Annotated in this window: 15 protein-coding genes; 9 read left to right on the forward strand and 6 right to left on the reverse strand. The window is 69.9% G+C overall.

Annotated elements, in window-relative coordinates; all coding sequences use genetic code 11:
* Positions 1-152: 152 nt before the first annotated feature.
* The 6 genes from ISP17_RS00760 (at position 153) to ISP17_RS00785 (ending at position 4,494) form a co-directional block, all read left to right on the forward strand.
* On the forward strand, positions 153-611 hold the full coding sequence (locus tag ISP17_RS00760; RefSeq protein WP_404629602.1) for an SPFH domain-containing protein: 459 nt from the start codon (positions 153-155) through the stop codon (positions 609-611).
* Positions 612-744: 133 nt separating this feature from the next.
* Positions 745-1,404 (forward strand): 16S rRNA (guanine(527)-N(7))-methyltransferase RsmG, encoded by a 660-nt coding sequence (gene rsmG, locus ISP17_RS00765; RefSeq protein ID WP_404629603.1) that lies wholly within the window; start codon positions 745-747, stop codon positions 1,402-1,404.
* Between the two features lie 40 nt (positions 1,405-1,444).
* A complete protein-coding gene (locus tag ISP17_RS00770; RefSeq protein ID WP_404629604.1) occupies positions 1,445-2,293 on the forward strand; it encodes a ParA family protein in 849 nt (282 codons plus the stop codon).
* A 2-nt stretch (positions 2,294-2,295) separates the two neighbouring features.
* Positions 2,296-3,162, forward strand: a complete 867-nt coding sequence (locus ISP17_RS00775; RefSeq protein ID WP_404629605.1) for a ParB/RepB/Spo0J family partition protein — start codon at positions 2,296-2,298, stop codon at positions 3,160-3,162.
* A 163-nt stretch (positions 3,163-3,325) separates the two neighbouring features.
* Positions 3,326-4,042, forward strand: coding sequence for a glycosyltransferase family 2 protein (locus ISP17_RS00780; RefSeq protein ID WP_404629606.1), 717 nt, complete (start codon positions 3,326-3,328; stop codon positions 4,040-4,042).
* A gap of 83 nt (positions 4,043-4,125) precedes the next feature.
* Complete coding sequence (locus ISP17_RS00785; RefSeq protein WP_404629607.1) at positions 4,126-4,494, forward strand: DUF488 domain-containing protein; 369 nt, start codon at positions 4,126-4,128, stop codon at positions 4,492-4,494.
* Positions 4,495-4,503: 9 nt separating this feature from the next.
* On the opposite strand, the gene ISP17_RS00790 is transcribed toward ISP17_RS00785, so the two are convergent.
* Positions 4,504-5,475, reverse strand: a complete 972-nt coding sequence (locus ISP17_RS00790; RefSeq protein WP_404629608.1) for a patatin-like phospholipase family protein — start codon at positions 5,473-5,475, stop codon at positions 4,504-4,506.
* 228 nt (positions 5,476-5,703) lie between these two features.
* Here ISP17_RS00790 and ISP17_RS00795 point away from each other — a divergent pair, with 228 nt between their 5' ends.
* Complete coding sequence (locus ISP17_RS00795) at positions 5,704-7,479, forward strand: SLC13 family permease (protein WP_404629609.1); 1,776 nt, start codon at positions 5,704-5,706, stop codon at positions 7,477-7,479.
* A 104-nt stretch (positions 7,480-7,583) separates the two neighbouring features.
* Here the strand turns inward: ISP17_RS00795 and ISP17_RS00800 are convergent, their stop codons facing one another.
* Positions 7,584-8,558, reverse strand: coding sequence for a helix-turn-helix transcriptional regulator (locus tag ISP17_RS00800; RefSeq protein WP_404629610.1), 975 nt, complete (start codon positions 8,556-8,558; stop codon positions 7,584-7,586).
* A gap of 121 nt (positions 8,559-8,679) precedes the next feature.
* Here ISP17_RS00800 and ISP17_RS00805 point away from each other — a divergent pair, with 121 nt between their 5' ends.
* Together ISP17_RS00805 and ISP17_RS00810 are read left to right on the forward strand one after the other, a co-directional pair.
* On the forward strand, positions 8,680-9,576 hold the full coding sequence (locus ISP17_RS00805) for a hypothetical protein (RefSeq protein ID WP_404629611.1): 897 nt from the start codon (positions 8,680-8,682) through the stop codon (positions 9,574-9,576).
* Positions 9,577-9,673: 97 nt separating this feature from the next.
* Positions 9,674-10,492: a DUF481 domain-containing protein gene (locus tag ISP17_RS00810; protein ID WP_404629612.1), complete on the forward strand. Its 819-nt coding sequence runs from the start codon at positions 9,674-9,676 to the stop codon at positions 10,490-10,492.
* 81 nt (positions 10,493-10,573) lie between these two features.
* Here the strand turns inward: ISP17_RS00810 and hemC are convergent, their stop codons facing one another.
* The 4 genes from hemC to ISP17_RS00830 all read right to left on the reverse strand — a co-directional run bounded on the left by hemC (position 10,574) and on the right by ISP17_RS00830 (position 14,053).
* On the reverse strand, positions 10,574-11,497 hold the full coding sequence (gene hemC / locus ISP17_RS00815) for a hydroxymethylbilane synthase (protein WP_404629613.1): 924 nt from the start codon (positions 11,495-11,497) through the stop codon (positions 10,574-10,576).
* 71 nt (positions 11,498-11,568) lie between these two features.
* Complete coding sequence (locus tag ISP17_RS00820) at positions 11,569-12,273, reverse strand: LytR/AlgR family response regulator transcription factor (RefSeq protein WP_404629614.1); 705 nt, start codon at positions 12,271-12,273, stop codon at positions 11,569-11,571.
* A 30-nt stretch (positions 12,274-12,303) separates the two neighbouring features.
* A complete protein-coding gene (locus ISP17_RS00825; protein WP_404629615.1) occupies positions 12,304-13,350 on the reverse strand; it encodes a sensor histidine kinase in 1,047 nt (348 codons plus the stop codon).
* A gap of 34 nt (positions 13,351-13,384) precedes the next feature.
* Positions 13,385-14,053 carry an alpha/beta hydrolase gene (locus tag ISP17_RS00830; protein ID WP_404629616.1) on the reverse strand — a complete coding sequence of 223 codons (669 nt, stop codon included), beginning with the start codon at positions 14,051-14,053 and terminating at the stop codon, positions 13,385-13,387.
* Between the last annotated feature and the right edge of the window lie 93 nt (positions 14,054-14,146).

Below are 14,146 nucleotides of genomic sequence, written 5' to 3' on the forward strand. Positions count from 1 at the left end.
GGCTCCGCATCGTCAGGCTGTGGCCCGCGTCACGTTATGGGAGTGGACGCCGATCATCGGTTAAATTTAAATTAATCCTAGTCGGTACAGTTCGCTGTACTCTCAATCTCGGCTTCACTGCATAAATCCCTTCCAACCTGTTGATACCGATCATGCTTGTGCTCACTTCCGCCCTCGTCGTCGCCCTCGCCGGCTTTGCAGCCAGCGCGATGCGCCGCGTGCCGGCCGGGCAGGTGTACAGCCTGTATCGGCGCGGCAAGCCGCTGCGCCTGCTGCAGCCGGGGACGCACTGGGTGCTGCCGGGGCTGGATCGCATCGGTCACCGCATCGACCTTGCCGGCCAGGTGCTGCGCTTTGAGCAGCCGCAGACCGACAGCCACGAGTTGCGCGGCACGGTGTACTGGCAGGTGCTGGAGCCGGAGCGCGCCGACGCGGTGATCGACGAGGCCGCGCAGCTGATCCGCCGCAGCGCGCTCGATGCGCTCAGCGTCGAGCCGACGCCGACCGCCGCTGATCGGCGCGACCTCGGCACGCGCATGAAGCAGGCGATCAACGGCGTGCTGCGCGAGCGTGGCGTGATGGTCACGCGGGTTGAGCTGGAGATCGCCTGAGCGAGGATCCGCGCAGTGCCGCCCCAAGAGCGGACGCGCCAAGGGAGTTGCGAGTCACCTACCCGCTTCGGCGGGTTTTCTTTTGCCCGCGGCCGGCCGGATACTCACCGGCCCTCGCCCCACCGGAACCGACATGACCGAGCGCTCCGCCCTGCAACGCCGCCTGGAAGAGGGCATCGCCGCGCTTGGCCTGACGCTGCCGCCGGAGGCTGTGCCGCGCCTGCTCGACTACCAGGCCCTGCTGGCGCGCTGGAACGCCACCTACAACCTCACCGCCGTGCGCGACCCGGCCGAGATGGTCACCCGCCACCTGCTCGATTCGCTGGCGATCCTGCCCTACGTCACCGGCGCGACCCTGGCCGATCTCGGCACCGGCCCCGGCCTGCCCGGCATCGTGCTGGCGATTGCCGCGCCCGGCCGCGCGATCACCCTGGTCGACTCCAACGGCAAGAAGGTGCGCTTCCTGCGCGAGGCGATCCGCGCGCTCAAGCTCGACGGCGTGCAGGCGGTGCAGTCGCGGGTGGAGGACGTCGAGGGCTCGTTCGACTGCATCACCGCGCGCGCGTTCGCCAGTTTCGCCGACATGCTCGGCTGGGGCGGCCACCTGCTGGCACCCGGCGGACGCTGGCTGGCGATGAAGGGCCGCCGACCCGACGACGAACTGGCCGGGCTGCCGCCGGGCTTCGTGCTGACCGCCATGCATGCGCTTGCCGTACCGGGGCTGGAAGGCGAGCGCCATCTGGCCGTGATCGAGCACGCCCCCGCGCCCGCTCCGCGCGCGGCAGCCTGTTAATCTAGCTCTCCTTTTCGCCAGCGCACGGTACCGACGACACATGGCCCGCATCATCGCTGTCGCCAACCAGAAGGGTGGAGTCGGCAAGACCACCACCGCCGTGAATCTCGCCGCGTCGCTGGCCGCCGCCAAGCGCAAGGTGCTGCTGGTCGATCTCGACCCGCAGGGCAACGCCACGATGGCGTCGGGCGTGGACAAGAACCACACCAAGCCGAACGGCTGCGAGGTGTTGCTGGAAGAGGCGCCGATCGAGCGGGCCATCGTCGCCACCGAGGCGCACTACGACCTGCTGCCCGGCAACGGCGATCTCACTGCCGCCGAGCTCAAGCTGATGGACGCGCTGGCGCGCGAGAGCCGGCTGAAGGAGCAGCTGGCCAAGGTGCGCGACAAGTACGACACCATCCTGATCGACTGTCCGCCCTCGCTGCACCTGCTCACGCTCAACGCGCTCACCGCTGCCGATGGTCTGCTGATCCCGGTGCAGTGCGAGTACTTCGCGCTGGAGGGGCTCTCCAGCCTGCTCGACACGGTGAAGGCGGTGCGCCAGCGGCTCAATCCGGCACTTGAGATCGAGGGACTGCTGCGCACCATGTACGACGTGCGCAACAACCTCGGCAACGAGGTGTCCGCCCAGCTCACCCAGCATTTCGGCGACAAAGTGCTGCGCTCGATCATTCCGCGCAACGTGCGCCTGGCCGAGGCGCCCAGCCACGGCCAGCCGATCCATCTTTACGACCGCAGCTCGCGCGGCGCGATCGCCTACATCGGCCTCGCCGGCGAGATGATCCGCCGCGAGCGTGGCGCCCAGGCGGCGCTGGCCGCGCTCAGCGAAATGCACGACGACCACGACGCCGCGCACGACGCGGCGATCGATCTTCACCAGGAGTAAGCATGGCCGCCAAGAAGCGTGGACTCGGACGCGGGCTCGACGCCCTGCTCGGTGGCGACGGCGCCGGTACGCCGTCGGTGATCGAGCAGGAGGGCGAGCTGCGCACGCTGCCGATCCAGCAGATCCAGCCGGGCGCCTACCAGCCGCGTCGCCACTGGAACGACGAGGCGCTGGACGAGCTGGCTGCGTCGATCCGGGCGCAGGGGCTGATCCAGCCGGTGGTGGTGCGCGCGATCGGCAAGAACAGCTACGAGCTGATCGCCGGCGAGCGCCGCTGGCGCGCCGCGCAGCGTGCCCAGCTGAGCGAGATCCCGGCTCTGGTCAAGGACGTGCCCGAAGTAGCCGTGCCGGCGATGGCGCTGATCGAGAACATCCAGCGCCAGGACCTCACCCCGCTCGAAGAGGCCGACGCGCTCAAGCGGCTGATCGACGATTTCGACCTCACTCACCAGCAGGCCGCCGACGCGGTGGGCCGTTCGCGCGCATCGGTGTCCAACCTGCTGCGCCTCACCGAACTGCCGAACTCGATCAAGAAGCTGCTCGACGAGAGCAAGCTGGAGATGGGCCACGCCCGCTGCCTGATCACCCTGCCCGAGCGCGAGGCCGAGGCGTTGGCGCTGGAAGCGGCCCGCAACGGCTGGAGCGTGCGCGAGCTGGAGGAAGCCGCGCGCAAGGCGCAGGCCGCGCCCAAGGGCAAGGCCAAGCGCGCGCCGTCGCGCGACCCCAACATCGCCGATCTCGAACGCGAACTGGCCGAGCGCTTCGCCACCCGCGTCGAGCTGGCGCAGGGCCGCGGCGGCAAGGGCAAGCTGGTGATCCACTACCACAGCAACGACGAGCTCGAGGGCATCCTCGGCAAGATCCGCTGAAGCAACGCCGATGTAGCAGCGCACTCTGTGCGCGGTGCTCTTCGTCACGTGGCTGAGAGCGTTCGCGCACAGAGCCTGCCCCGGACTGGATCCGGGGGTGCGCTCCTACGGGGCGGCGGCATCGGCGATAATCACGAACTTACGTATTTCCGGACTGGCCCCCATGCCCCAGCTCTCCGTCGTCGTCCCCGTATTCAACGAGCGCGACAATATTCCGCCGCTGCTCGCCGAGATCGCCGCCGCGCTGCGCGGCCAGGTCGACTACGAGGTGATCTACGTCGACGACGATTCCACCGACGACAGCCGTGCCGTGCTGGCCGCGCAGAAGGCGCAGCATCCGGAGCTGCGCGTGCTCCATCACGTGCACCGCAGCGGCCAGAGCACGGCGGTGTGGAACGGCGTGCGCGCGGCCACCGCGCCGTGGATCGCCACGCTGGACGGTGACGGCCAGAACGATCCGGCCGACATTCCCAAGCTGCTCGCCGCACGCACCGCGGCGGCGGCGGACGTGCGCCTGTTCGCCGGCTGGCGCACCACGCGCCGCGACAGCTTCAACAAGCGCATCTCGTCCAAGGTCGCCAACGCGGTGCGCTCGCGCATGCTCAGGGACGCCACGCCGGACACCGGCTGCGGCCTGAAGCTGTTCGAGCGCGAGGTGTTCCTGCGCCTGCCCTACTTCGATCACATGCACCGCTACCTGCCGGCGCTGGTCAAGCGCGCCGGCTTCCAGAGCCAGAGCGTGCCGGTGGGTCACCGGCCGCGCACGGCAGGCACCTCCAAGTACGGCATGCTCGATCGCCTGTGGGTCGGCCTGGCCGATCTGCGCGGCGTGGCCTGGCTGATGCGCCGGGGCAAGGTGACCGCAGTCGAGGAGCTCTAGCCGCCGAGCGCTTCACGCGCGCTTCGCGGCATGCATCAGGTGGCGGCGTATGCTCGGAGTTTTCCCGCATGCGGAGCGCGCGCATGGGCATCGTGGTCAAACGCATCTACGCGCCGGTGAGCACCACCGACGGTCACCGCGTGCTGGTCGACCGGCTATGGCCGCGGGGCGTGCGCAAGGAGGATGCCGCGCTGGACGAATGGCTGCGCGAGGTGGCGCCCTCGCCCGCGCTGCGCCGCTGGTTCGGGCATGACCCGGCCCGCTGGGAGGGCTTCCGCCACCGTTACGCCGCCGAACTGGACGGCCTGATCGACCACTGGCGCCCCCTGGCGGATCGCGCGCTGCATCATCGGCTCACCCTGCTCTACGCGGCGCGCGACGAAGAGCACAACCACGCCGTGGCGCTGAAGGGCTATCTCGACAACTGGCTGCGCACGCACGGCCCGCGCTGAACCGCCCGGTCACTCCTCCGGCTGGCGATGCCGCAGCAAGCCTTGCCGACTCCACTCCTGCAACGCGGCGCGGGCCCGCTCGCGGCCCAGCTCGATCAATTCCCGCGCCCGGTAGAACTCGTACGCGGTGGAGACGTTGCGCGGCATCTGGATCAGCAGATCCGGCGCGTATGCCGCCAGGCGCAGGCGCGCGAGGTTGGATTGCATCAGGTCCATCGACTGGTTGAGCAGGTCGAGCGCGCCCGGTATGGCGGGGCTTTCCGCGCCCGCATGGCCGGGCCGCAGCCGGCCCAGCCACTCGCTGATCCGGCTGCGGTGGCTGGGGTCGTCCTCCGCCTCCGCCATCGCGGCCGCCGGCATTTCGGCCGGCCCGTCCACGCTCACGGCGAACAGGTAATCGGCGTGCTCGCGCATCAGCGGGGTCACCGGCACCGGATTGAGCAGGGCACCGTCCAGCAGCAGCCGGCCATCGATGCGATGCGGCCGGAACACGGTGGGGATCGCGATCGAGGCGCGGATCGCGTCGAACAGCGAGCCGCGCGTGAGCCACACCTCGCGCTCGCGTTCGAGATCGGTGGCGACCGCGGTATAGGCCAACGGCAGCTCCTCGATGAGCACGTCGCCGATCAGCTCGCGCAGCGTGCCGATGAGCTTTTCGCCCTTGATGAAGCCGCCCCCGCTGAAGGTCCAGTCGAGCAGGCGCAGCACGTCGATCCGGGCCAGCGCGGTGACCCAGTCGCGATACACGTGGAGCTTGCCCATGGCATAGATGCCGCCGATCAGTGCGCCCATCGAGGTGCCGGCGATCGCCACCACGTCGAAGCCGGCGGCCTCGATCTCCTCGATCACCCCGATGTGCGCCAGGCCCTTGGCGCCGCCGGCGCCCAGCGCCAGCGCGACCGTCGGGCGGCCGCCGTGCGCATCGCTGGCGGGGGTGGTCTGGATATCGTGATCGTCGGGCGGGGAATCGAGGTCGGCCATGGGCTCGCACAGGCGGTGGTGGGTACATAACGTTGTACAAACACCTGGATTTCGTACGATGCCAGAAAGGCACCGCAGCGGCGACCGCGATCGCGTCCATTCCCCGGACCGAGGCGGCGCAACAGACGCCCTGCGGCGGCCGTCTCTCCGGGAATTTTCGATGCGCCATACCTTGCGACGACCGCTGCCCGCGGCTGCCACCGGCTCCCTTGTCTGCGAGGGTGCCGCATGACGTGGCAGGCCTGGGCCACGGTGGCGGTGATCGTGGCGGCGATGGTGCTGTTCGCCAGCGAGAAGGTGCGCATCGACCTGGTCGCACTGATGGCGCTGGCTGCGCTGGTGATCCTGGGTGTGGTGAGTCCGGCCGAGGCGCTGAGCGGTTTCAGCAACGAGGCCACGGTGACGGTGGCGGCGATGTTCGCACTGAGCATGGGCATCGAGCGCTCCGGCGCGCTGGAGCCGCTGAGCCGGCTGCTGGTGAAGATCCGCCGGCCGTGGCTGCTGACGCTGGCGATGATGCTGGCGATCGCGCCGCTGGGTGCCTTCATCAAGAACATCGCGCTGGTCGCCACCTTCCTGCCGCTGGCACTGAAGGTGTGCCAGCGCACCGGCACCGCGCCCGGGCGCGTGCTGATGCCGATGGCGTTTGCCGCGCAGATGGGCGGCGTGTGCACCTTGATCGGCACCTCCTCCAACCTGCTGGCCGACACGCTGGCCCAGAAGCACGGCTTGCCGCCGTTCGGCGTGTTCGAGTTCACCGGGCTGGGCGCGATCCTCGCGGTGGTCGGCATCGTCTACCTGATGCTGATCGGCCGCTGGATGCTGCCGCGGCACATCGATACCGACATGCCGGTGGAGGCGGACATCGGCAAGTACGTCACCGAGCTGGAGGTCACCGAGCAATCCTCGCTGCTGGGCAAGAGCATCGCCGATGCCAGCCTGGGCGAGCGCTACGGTGTCTATCCACTGGAGCTGCTGCGCGGCGAGCGGCGCATGTGGTCGCCGCGCTCGCAGCAGATCGCCCGCGGCGACGTGCTGCTGGTACGTGGCGACTGGGACAAGATCGAGGAGTTCCGCCGCCAGGCCGGCCTGCGCAACGCGCCGGAAAGCCACTACGCGCACGCCGATGATCGCCCGCGCGTGCTGGCCGAGATCATGGTGGCGCCGGCCAGTCCGCTGGAGGGCCGCCGCTTCGGCGAGACCGGCATCGGCTGGCGCTACGACGCGGTGGCGCTGGCAATCCACCGGCGCGGCCAGGTGCTGCGCGAAAAGCTCAGCGACGTCTCGCTCGCGGTGGGCGACGTGCTGCTGGTGCTGGTGGCCGAGGAGGCCATGACCAACGTGCGCAACGACGAATCGTTCATCGTGCTCAGCCAGCGCGAGAACGCACCGCGCACGCCGCGCAAGGCGCTGTACGCGGTGGCCATCATGGCGGCGGTGATCGTTGCCTCCGGGCTGCGCTGGCTGCCGATCCCCATCGCCGCCATCTGCGGTGCCACCGCGATGGCGCTGGCCGGCTGCTTTGGCCGTAAAGACGTCTACGAGGGCATGGACTGGAAGATCATCATCCTGCTCGGCGCGATCCTGCCGCTGGGCGTGGCGATCGAGAAGAGCGGCCTTTCCACCGCGGTGGTCGGCTGGGGCCTGACCCTGGTCGGCAGCCATGGCCCGCTGGCCGCGCTGCTGATGATCTACCTGCTCACCGCCCTGCTCACCGAACTGATGGGGCACAACCCCTCGGTGGTGCTGATGGTGGGCATCGCCGTCTCGGTGGCGCAGGCCATGCACGTCGACCCGCGCCCGTTCGTGGTGGCGGTGGCGTTCGCCGCGGCCACCTCGTTCGCCACCCCGGTCGGCTACCCCACCAACACTATGGTCTATTACGCCGGTGGCTATCGCTTCACCGACTTCATGAAGGTGGGCATCCCGCTCATTCTGCTGTTCTGCGCGCTCTCGATGTGGCTGATCCCGCACTTCTGGCCGTTCCAGGCGGTGGCGCACTGACGCTCTTACTCCCTCTCCCCGGCGGAGAGAAGCGGCCAATGTGCGGTTTCGCTTCCTTGCAAACCTGGCTGGTGCGAGACGTTGCGGTGCCGGGAGTTCGCGATCTATCGGCCGTAGCCGGTCAGTGCCAGCTGCAGCGAAATCTTCATCTCTTCACGCAGCGGCAGCGGTGCCACGATCTCCGCATCCGGGCCGTACTTGAGCACGTCCATCAGCAGTTCGCGCGAGTTGGAGTACGGCACCTGCAGTTCGTAGCGGCCGTCGGGCAGCCACTCGCCCTTCTGCTGCGAATGCCAGTGCTCGTCGGCCACCCAGCGCGCGGCGTGCGGCGAGAAGCGGATCGTCGCCCACGCCTTGGGCTTGCCGGCAAAGATGCCGTAGCTGGACGAGAGCAGCTCGTTGAGATCGGCCTCGCCCACGTCGGTGGCCGCGACATCCAGCGCGTGCGGCTCCATGATGCGATCCACCGCAAAGCTGCGCAGCGCCTCGCGGTCGTGGTCCCAGCCGTCCAGATACCAGTTGTCGCGATAGTGGGTGAGCCGCTGCGGCGAGACGGTGCGGCGGCTGTCGGAATTGGTGGTGCGCGCGCGGTAGCGGAAGCGCAGCTGCTTGCGCTCGAGCACGGCACCAGCGGTAATGCGGAACACCTGCTGGTCGAGCTTGCGCTCGCCCCACGGAATCACGCGGATGCGCTCGATCGGCAGCGCCTTGCCGCTGCCCTGGTCCGACAGCAGGCCCTCGATGCGCGCCTTGAACGGCGCCAGCGCACCGGCCAGCACGCCCGGTCCGCTGCGTCCGATCAGTTCGTTGAGCGCGAGCAGCGCGGCCAGTTCGTCGGAGGTGAGCCACAGGCCGGGCAGCTCGAAGCGTGCGCCTTCGCCGACCTCGTAGCGGAACGCCGCCTGCTCGCCGCCGCCGCTCTCGATCGGTGCGCCCAGCGCGTCGCGCAGGAAGGCCACGTCGCGATACAGCGTGGCGCGCGAGCATTCCAGCTCGTCCATCAGGCGCGGCAGCGGCACCGGGTAGTGCGCCGATTTGAGAAGCCGGTGCAGGGTGAGGATGCGCTCGTAACGGTCCATGGCATATCGTCGAGGAAAGTCGTTGTGTAGCATGGGCATGCCCCATGACGGCCGCAAGAGCGATCTGTCGCCGTCATATCCTCCCTGCGTTTCTGCGTGGTTCGACACGGTGACAGCCTCGATGCCCATGCCCCCCTCCGCGCCCGAAGCCGGAGCCGACTCCTCCGCTCGTCCCGCCGCCGCGCCCGGCTATCTGGCCATCGCCCTGCAGGTGCTGGCCGATACCGGCTACGGCATCTGGGCGCTGCAGGGCATGGCGCTGGCCTTCGGCATTTTTCGTGAGGGTCGCGGCGAGTCGCTGGTGCCGCTGGCGGGCGGCGCACTGCTCGTGATCGCGGGTTTGATCGTGGCCAGCGTGCGGGTCCCCGGCCTGCCGGCCTGGTACGGCTGGCATCCCGGACGGAGCGCATGGCCCACGCGTCAGGCGCTGATCGCGTTGGCGAGCTTTCTGCCGATGCTGGCGGTGGCCGGGCTGACCCGCGGCGACAACGATTTCTGGGCGACCCGCATGGCCGGTGCGGCGCTGATGCTGGGCAGCCTGGCCAGCCTGATCCACAGCATGCCCCGCGGCACGTTCCCGGCGTCCATCGGCAACGGCGCCGTGTTGCCGGTCGGTCGCGTGATGGCCGCGCTCTACGGCGGCGGTCTGTGGCTGTGGCTGTTCGTGGCCGCGGATGGCCGCCTGGCGGTCGGCCCGGCGCAACCCGAGCACCAGCCGTGGCTGCTGGTGCTGCTGATCATGGCGCTGCTGCTGGGGTTGATCGAAGGCATGCGCTGGCACGCGCTGCGCGTGCCCGACACCGCCGAGACCGCGCCGCGGGGTAGCGTTGTTCCCGCGCGCTTCGCCGCGGCGCTGCTCGGCTACGCCGTACCGTGCGTGGCCCTGCTGCTGGCCGACCGCTGGCAGGCCAGCGGTGCGCTCGCGCTGGGGGCGGCGCTCAGCGCGATGGTCGGACGTGCCCTGGAGCAGAGGCTGTACGCCCGGGCGAACCGCGCCGTGGGGTCGGCGTTCGCATAAACGGTGCCGCGTCGCATGGGCGCGATTCACAACGCGTTCAATGCAAGCCGTTAAGGTACGCGATCACGTTTGTTTAACGACTGGACCCCACCCCCTCATGAAGAAAGCTCCTCTTTCGATCCTGATCTTCGCCGCCCTGGCGGCATCCGGCGCGCACGCGCAGACCACCCCCAGCGACGATGCCAACGCCGCCAGCAACGGCGGCTGGAGCGGCTCGGGTGAATTCGGCTTTGCCTCCTCGCGCGGCAACTCGCGCTCGGAAAACCTCAACGCCAAGCTCGGCCTCACCCAGGAGAACGAGTTGTGGAAGAACAATTTCTTCCTCAACGGCCTGCGCTCCAAGGGCGAGGTGAAGGTGGTCGATTCCAACGGCAACACCCTCAACCGTTTCAGCACCACGGCCAACCGCTACGAGGGTGGCGCCTCGGTGGGCTACAAGCTCGACCCGCGCAGCTACATCGTGGGCGCGGCGCGCTATGAGCACGACGACTTCGGCTCCAACCTGTGGCAGGGCACGGTGTCGCTCGGCTACGGCTACATCGCGCTGAAGAACCAGCGCACCGAGCTGTCGTTCGAAATCGGCCCCGGCTACAAGCGCTACCGGCCGGCCGACGAGCTGCAGGACGTCGGCGGCGTGATGGTGCCGGTGCGCCAGGACAGCGTGGGCGAGGGCGTGGCGCGCGGCCTGGCGAACTACAAGTACCGGCTCACCGACAACACCGCGTTCGAGGATACGCTGCTGGTCGAAGCGGGCTCGAAGAACAAGTATTACCAGAACGACGCCGGCCTGTCGGTCAGCATGACGCGGAAGATGGCGCTCAAGCTCGGTTTCCAGGTGCGCTACAACAGCGACACCCAGCCCGGCACCAAGAGCACCGACACGCTCACCACCACCAATCTCGTCTACAACTTCTGACCTGCGGTTTCACCGCGGGCTGCAGAAGCAAAAGGCCGGCTGTGCGAGTAGCCGGCCTTTTTCATGCGTGTGCGGCGACGCTCAGTGGTCGCGATCGAGCAGGCTGCGCGCGCCCTGCGCCAGCAGCGCCTCGGCCACCTCGCGCCCCAGTGCTTCCGGCGCGTTTGCCGGGCCTTGCGCCGCCGCCACGATCAACCGGCCGCCCGCCGCGTCGCCGACCAGTCCACGCAGGTCTAGCCCGTGCTCGGTGCGTACGCACCACGCGCCCACCGGCACCGTGCAGCTGCCGCCGAGCGCGTGGTTCATCGCGCGCTCGGCGGTGACGGTGACGCGGGTGTCGGGGTCATCGAGTGCGCGCAGCAGGTCGAGCACCGCCGGCTGGTCCTCGCGCGCCTCGATCGCGATGGCCGCCTGCCCCGGCGCGGGCAGCCAGTCCGGCGCAACCAGCAGGCTGCGGATGCGCGCGCCCAGGCCCAGCCGTTCCAGCCCGGCGCAGGCGAGCAAGATCGCGTCGTAATCGCCGGCGTCGAGCTTGGCCAGGCGCGTGCCCACGTTGCCGCGCAGGTCGAGCAGTTGCAGATCCGGCCGCGCCGCGCGCAGCTGCGCCTGCCGGCGCAGCGAGGAGGTGCCCACGCGCGCGCCGCGGGGCAGCGCCGCCAGGTCGGCGTAGTGGTTGCTCACGAACGCGTCGGCGGCGTCGGCGCGCGGCAGGATCGCCGGCAGCACGAAGCCCGGTTCCAGCTCGGCCGGCACATCCTTGAGTGAGTGCACGGCGAGCTCGGCGAGGCCTTCCAGCATGGCCACCTCCAGCTCCTTGAGGAACAGCCCCTTGCCGCCGATGGTGGCCAGCGGGCGATCGAGGATCTCGTCGCCGCGCGTGCTCATCGGCACCAGCTCCACCGTCAGGCCCGGGTGCGCCGCGCGCAGCAGCGTCGCCACATGCTCGGCCTGCCACAGCGCGAGCGCGCTCTTGCGGGTGGCGATACGCAGGGTGGTCGGGGTCATGCTTCGCTCCGCGAACGTGATCAGGCGCCGTATTGTCGCGCAGATCGACCGGCGGCCTCGACCTTGCCGCGTCAGCCCATGCGCAGCAGCTTGCGCAGCGCCGGCAGGTTGCGGCGGCTGACTTCGGGCTGCTGCTCGGTGCCGGCCAGGCGGGCCAGGGTGCGGCCGTCGGCCAGCGTCTTCAGACCCACCAGCCGCGCGTGCGGCACCAGGCAGTTGCGGTGCAGGCGCACCAGCTGCTGCGGATAGGTGTCTTCCAGCTGACGCAACGATTCCTCGATCAGCAGCTCGCCGCCGGTGTGCTGCACGGTCACGTATTTCTCGTCGGCCTGCAGCAGGATCACCTCGTCCAGCGCGATGCGCACCTGCTCGCCGCGCAGGCGCCCGTGCAGGTAGCCGGACGGCTCGCGCGGCGCGGCGTCGAGGCGTCGTGCCGCACGCTGCAGCGCTTCACGCAGGCGCTCCAGCCGCACCGGCTTGAGCAGGTAGTCGACCGCGCCCAGCTCGAATGCCTCGATCGCGTGGTTCTCGTACGCGGTGCAGAACACCACCTGCGGCCGCGCGCGCGCGCCGAGCCGGCGCGCCAGCGCAGTGCCGTCCAGGCCGGGCATGTTGATGTCCAGCAGCAGCACGTTGGGCGACAGTTCGCCGATTGCCGCCAGCGCCGCCTCGCCGTCGCCCACGCTGCCGACCACCTCGACGTCGTCGCATTCGCCCAGCAGGGCGGCCAGGCGCATCCGCGCCAGCGGCTCGTCGTCGACGATCAGCACGCGCATGGCGTCGCTCCCATCACGTGATGCCACCGCTCAGCCATGACGGGCCGCCTCCAGTGGCAGCCGCAGCCGCACCACGAAGCGCTCGCCCTGCGGGCCGGCGTCCACCCGCGCGCGCGCGCCGTAGCGATACGCCACGCGCTGGCGCACGTTGTCCAGGCCCAGACCGTGTCCACCCGGGGATGGCTGCTCGGGGAGCGGGTTGGCGATCTCGATCCACAGCATGCCCTGCTCACAGCGCCCGGCCAGCAGGATCTCGCCGCCCTCGCGCCGCGGCTGGATGCCGTGGCGCACGGCGTTTTCCACCAACGGCTGCAGCAGCAGGCGCGGCAGCGGGAAGTCCGGCGGCAGACCCTCGAGTTCGCGGCGCACGCGCAGGCGCTCACCCAGGCGCAGCTGCTCGATCGCCAGGTAGCGCTCCACCAGGTTGAGTTCTTCACCTAGCGTGCCGTCGCCGCTGCGGTGCTCGCCCAGCGCGGCTCGGAACAGCTCGGACAGGTCTTCCACCGTGCGCTCGGCGGCGTCCGGGTCCAACCGCACCAGCGCCGCCACGGTGTTCATGCTGTTGAACAGGAAGTGCGGTCGGATGCGTGCCTGCAGCGCGGCCACCTGCGCGCGGGCGGCGGCCGCGAGGCGCAGCTGCCACTGCGCCAGCACGTAGAAGTAGCGCAGCATGGCCGCGCCGAGCAGCGCGGCGATCAGCGCGTTGTCGCGCACGAACTGCTCGTAGCCGCCGTGAATCAGCGCCATGCCCAGCGTGGCGTCCATCCAGCGTGCGACGGCGCTGGCGGCGATCACGATCAGCACGATCGCCAGCCACACGCCGGCATACGGCATCGCGCCGGACAGCCGCTGCAGCCACGGCTGCGCCTTGCACAGGGTGAGTGTCACCAGCACCGCCAGCCACGCCACGAACAGCATGCCCACGCTGTAGCCGCGCCAGCCGAAGCGCGTGTCCGGCGCCAGCCACATCACCGTCACGGTGAGCGCGCCCACCACCAGCAGCGTGAACAGCGCCGGCAGCCGGCAGAAGTCCGGCAGGGGCAGATGCTCGCGGGGCTGGCGCTTGGCGGATGGCATCGGCGCAGTATGCCGCAGCGCTGGCGTGGGTCGGTCAGCCGCGCAGGCGGGCGCCGAGCCAGTCGCGCAGGTCGGCGACTTCCTCCGCGCAGACCGAGTGCGGCATCGGGTAGGTGTGCCAGTCGACCGCGTAGCCGAGCGCTTCGAGGGCCGCGCGCGAGTCCAGCCCGCGCTGCAGGATCACCACCGGATCCATCGTGCCGTGGCCCCAGAAGATCGGCACCGCGGCGTTGGCCGCGCTGCGCTCGGCGGCGAGCGCCTGGCCCAGCGGCAGGTAGGTGGACAGCGCCACGATGCCGCCCAGTTTCTGCGCGTGGCGCAAGCCTGCGGCCAGCGCGATCGCGCCGCCCTGCGAGAAGCCGGCCAGCACGATGCGCTCGCTGGGCACGCCGCGCTCGTGCTCGCGCGCGATCAGCGCCTCCACTGCGCCGATCGACGCGCGCATGCCGGCCTCGTCCTGCCGGCTCATCAAATCGAAGCCCACGATGTCGTACCAGGCGCGCATCGGCATGCCGCCGTTGACCGTCACCGACTGCACCGGCGCATGCGGAAACACGAAGCGCAGCGCCGGCCAGTCGCGCGCCACCAGTTCCGGCACGATCGGCGCGAAGTCGTGACCGTCGGCGCCCAATCCGTGCAGCCAGATCACGCTGTGGCTCGGGTTCGCGCCGGTCTCGCGTTCGACGCAGGGCAGCAGGCTCATGGCGGGTGTTCCGTGGTGGGCGTGGGGCCGCATCGTAACAGCGTGCGACCGCTACCCTTGACCAATGGCGGGTGTGCGACAGCACCCTGCCTC

The sequence above is a fragment of the Dyella ginsengisoli genome (genome assembly GCF_044904665.1).
In the GTDB taxonomy this organism is placed as follows: Bacteria; Pseudomonadota; Gammaproteobacteria; order Xanthomonadales; family Rhodanobacteraceae; genus Dyella_A; species Dyella_A ginsengisoli.

Coding starts and splice junctions, on each gene's coding strand:
- ISP17_RS00760 (WP_404629602.1), top strand. CDS start 153: ATGCTTGTGCTCACTTCCGCCCTCGTCGTCGCCCTCGCCGGCTTTGCA.
- rsmG (WP_404629603.1), top strand. CDS start 745: ATGACCGAGCGCTCCGCCCTGCAACGCCGCCTGGAAGAGGGCATCGCC.
- ISP17_RS00770 (WP_404629604.1), top strand. CDS start 1,445: ATGGCCCGCATCATCGCTGTCGCCAACCAGAAGGGTGGAGTCGGCAAG.
- ISP17_RS00775 (WP_404629605.1), top strand. CDS start 2,296: ATGGCCGCCAAGAAGCGTGGACTCGGACGCGGGCTCGACGCCCTGCTC.
- ISP17_RS00780 (WP_404629606.1), top strand. CDS start 3,326: ATGCCCCAGCTCTCCGTCGTCGTCCCCGTATTCAACGAGCGCGACAAT.
- ISP17_RS00785 (WP_404629607.1), top strand. CDS start 4,126: ATGGGCATCGTGGTCAAACGCATCTACGCGCCGGTGAGCACCACCGAC.
- ISP17_RS00790 (WP_404629608.1), bottom strand. CDS start 5,475: ATGGCCGACCTCGATTCCCCGCCCGACGATCACGATATCCAGACCACC.
- ISP17_RS00795 (WP_404629609.1), top strand. CDS start 5,704: ATGACGTGGCAGGCCTGGGCCACGGTGGCGGTGATCGTGGCGGCGATG.
- ISP17_RS00800 (WP_404629610.1), bottom strand. CDS start 8,558: ATGGACCGTTACGAGCGCATCCTCACCCTGCACCGGCTTCTCAAATCG.
- ISP17_RS00805 (WP_404629611.1), top strand. CDS start 8,680: ATGCCCATGCCCCCCTCCGCGCCCGAAGCCGGAGCCGACTCCTCCGCT.
- ISP17_RS00810 (WP_404629612.1), top strand. CDS start 9,674: ATGAAGAAAGCTCCTCTTTCGATCCTGATCTTCGCCGCCCTGGCGGCA.
- hemC (WP_404629613.1), bottom strand. CDS start 11,497: ATGACCCCGACCACCCTGCGTATCGCCACCCGCAAGAGCGCGCTCGCG.
- ISP17_RS00820 (WP_404629614.1), bottom strand. CDS start 12,273: ATGCGCGTGCTGATCGTCGACGACGAGCCGCTGGCGCGGATGCGCCTG.
- ISP17_RS00825 (WP_404629615.1), bottom strand. CDS start 13,350: ATGCCATCCGCCAAGCGCCAGCCCCGCGAGCATCTGCCCCTGCCGGAC.
- ISP17_RS00830 (WP_404629616.1), bottom strand. CDS start 14,053: ATGAGCCTGCTGCCCTGCGTCGAACGCGAGACCGGCGCGAACCCGAGC.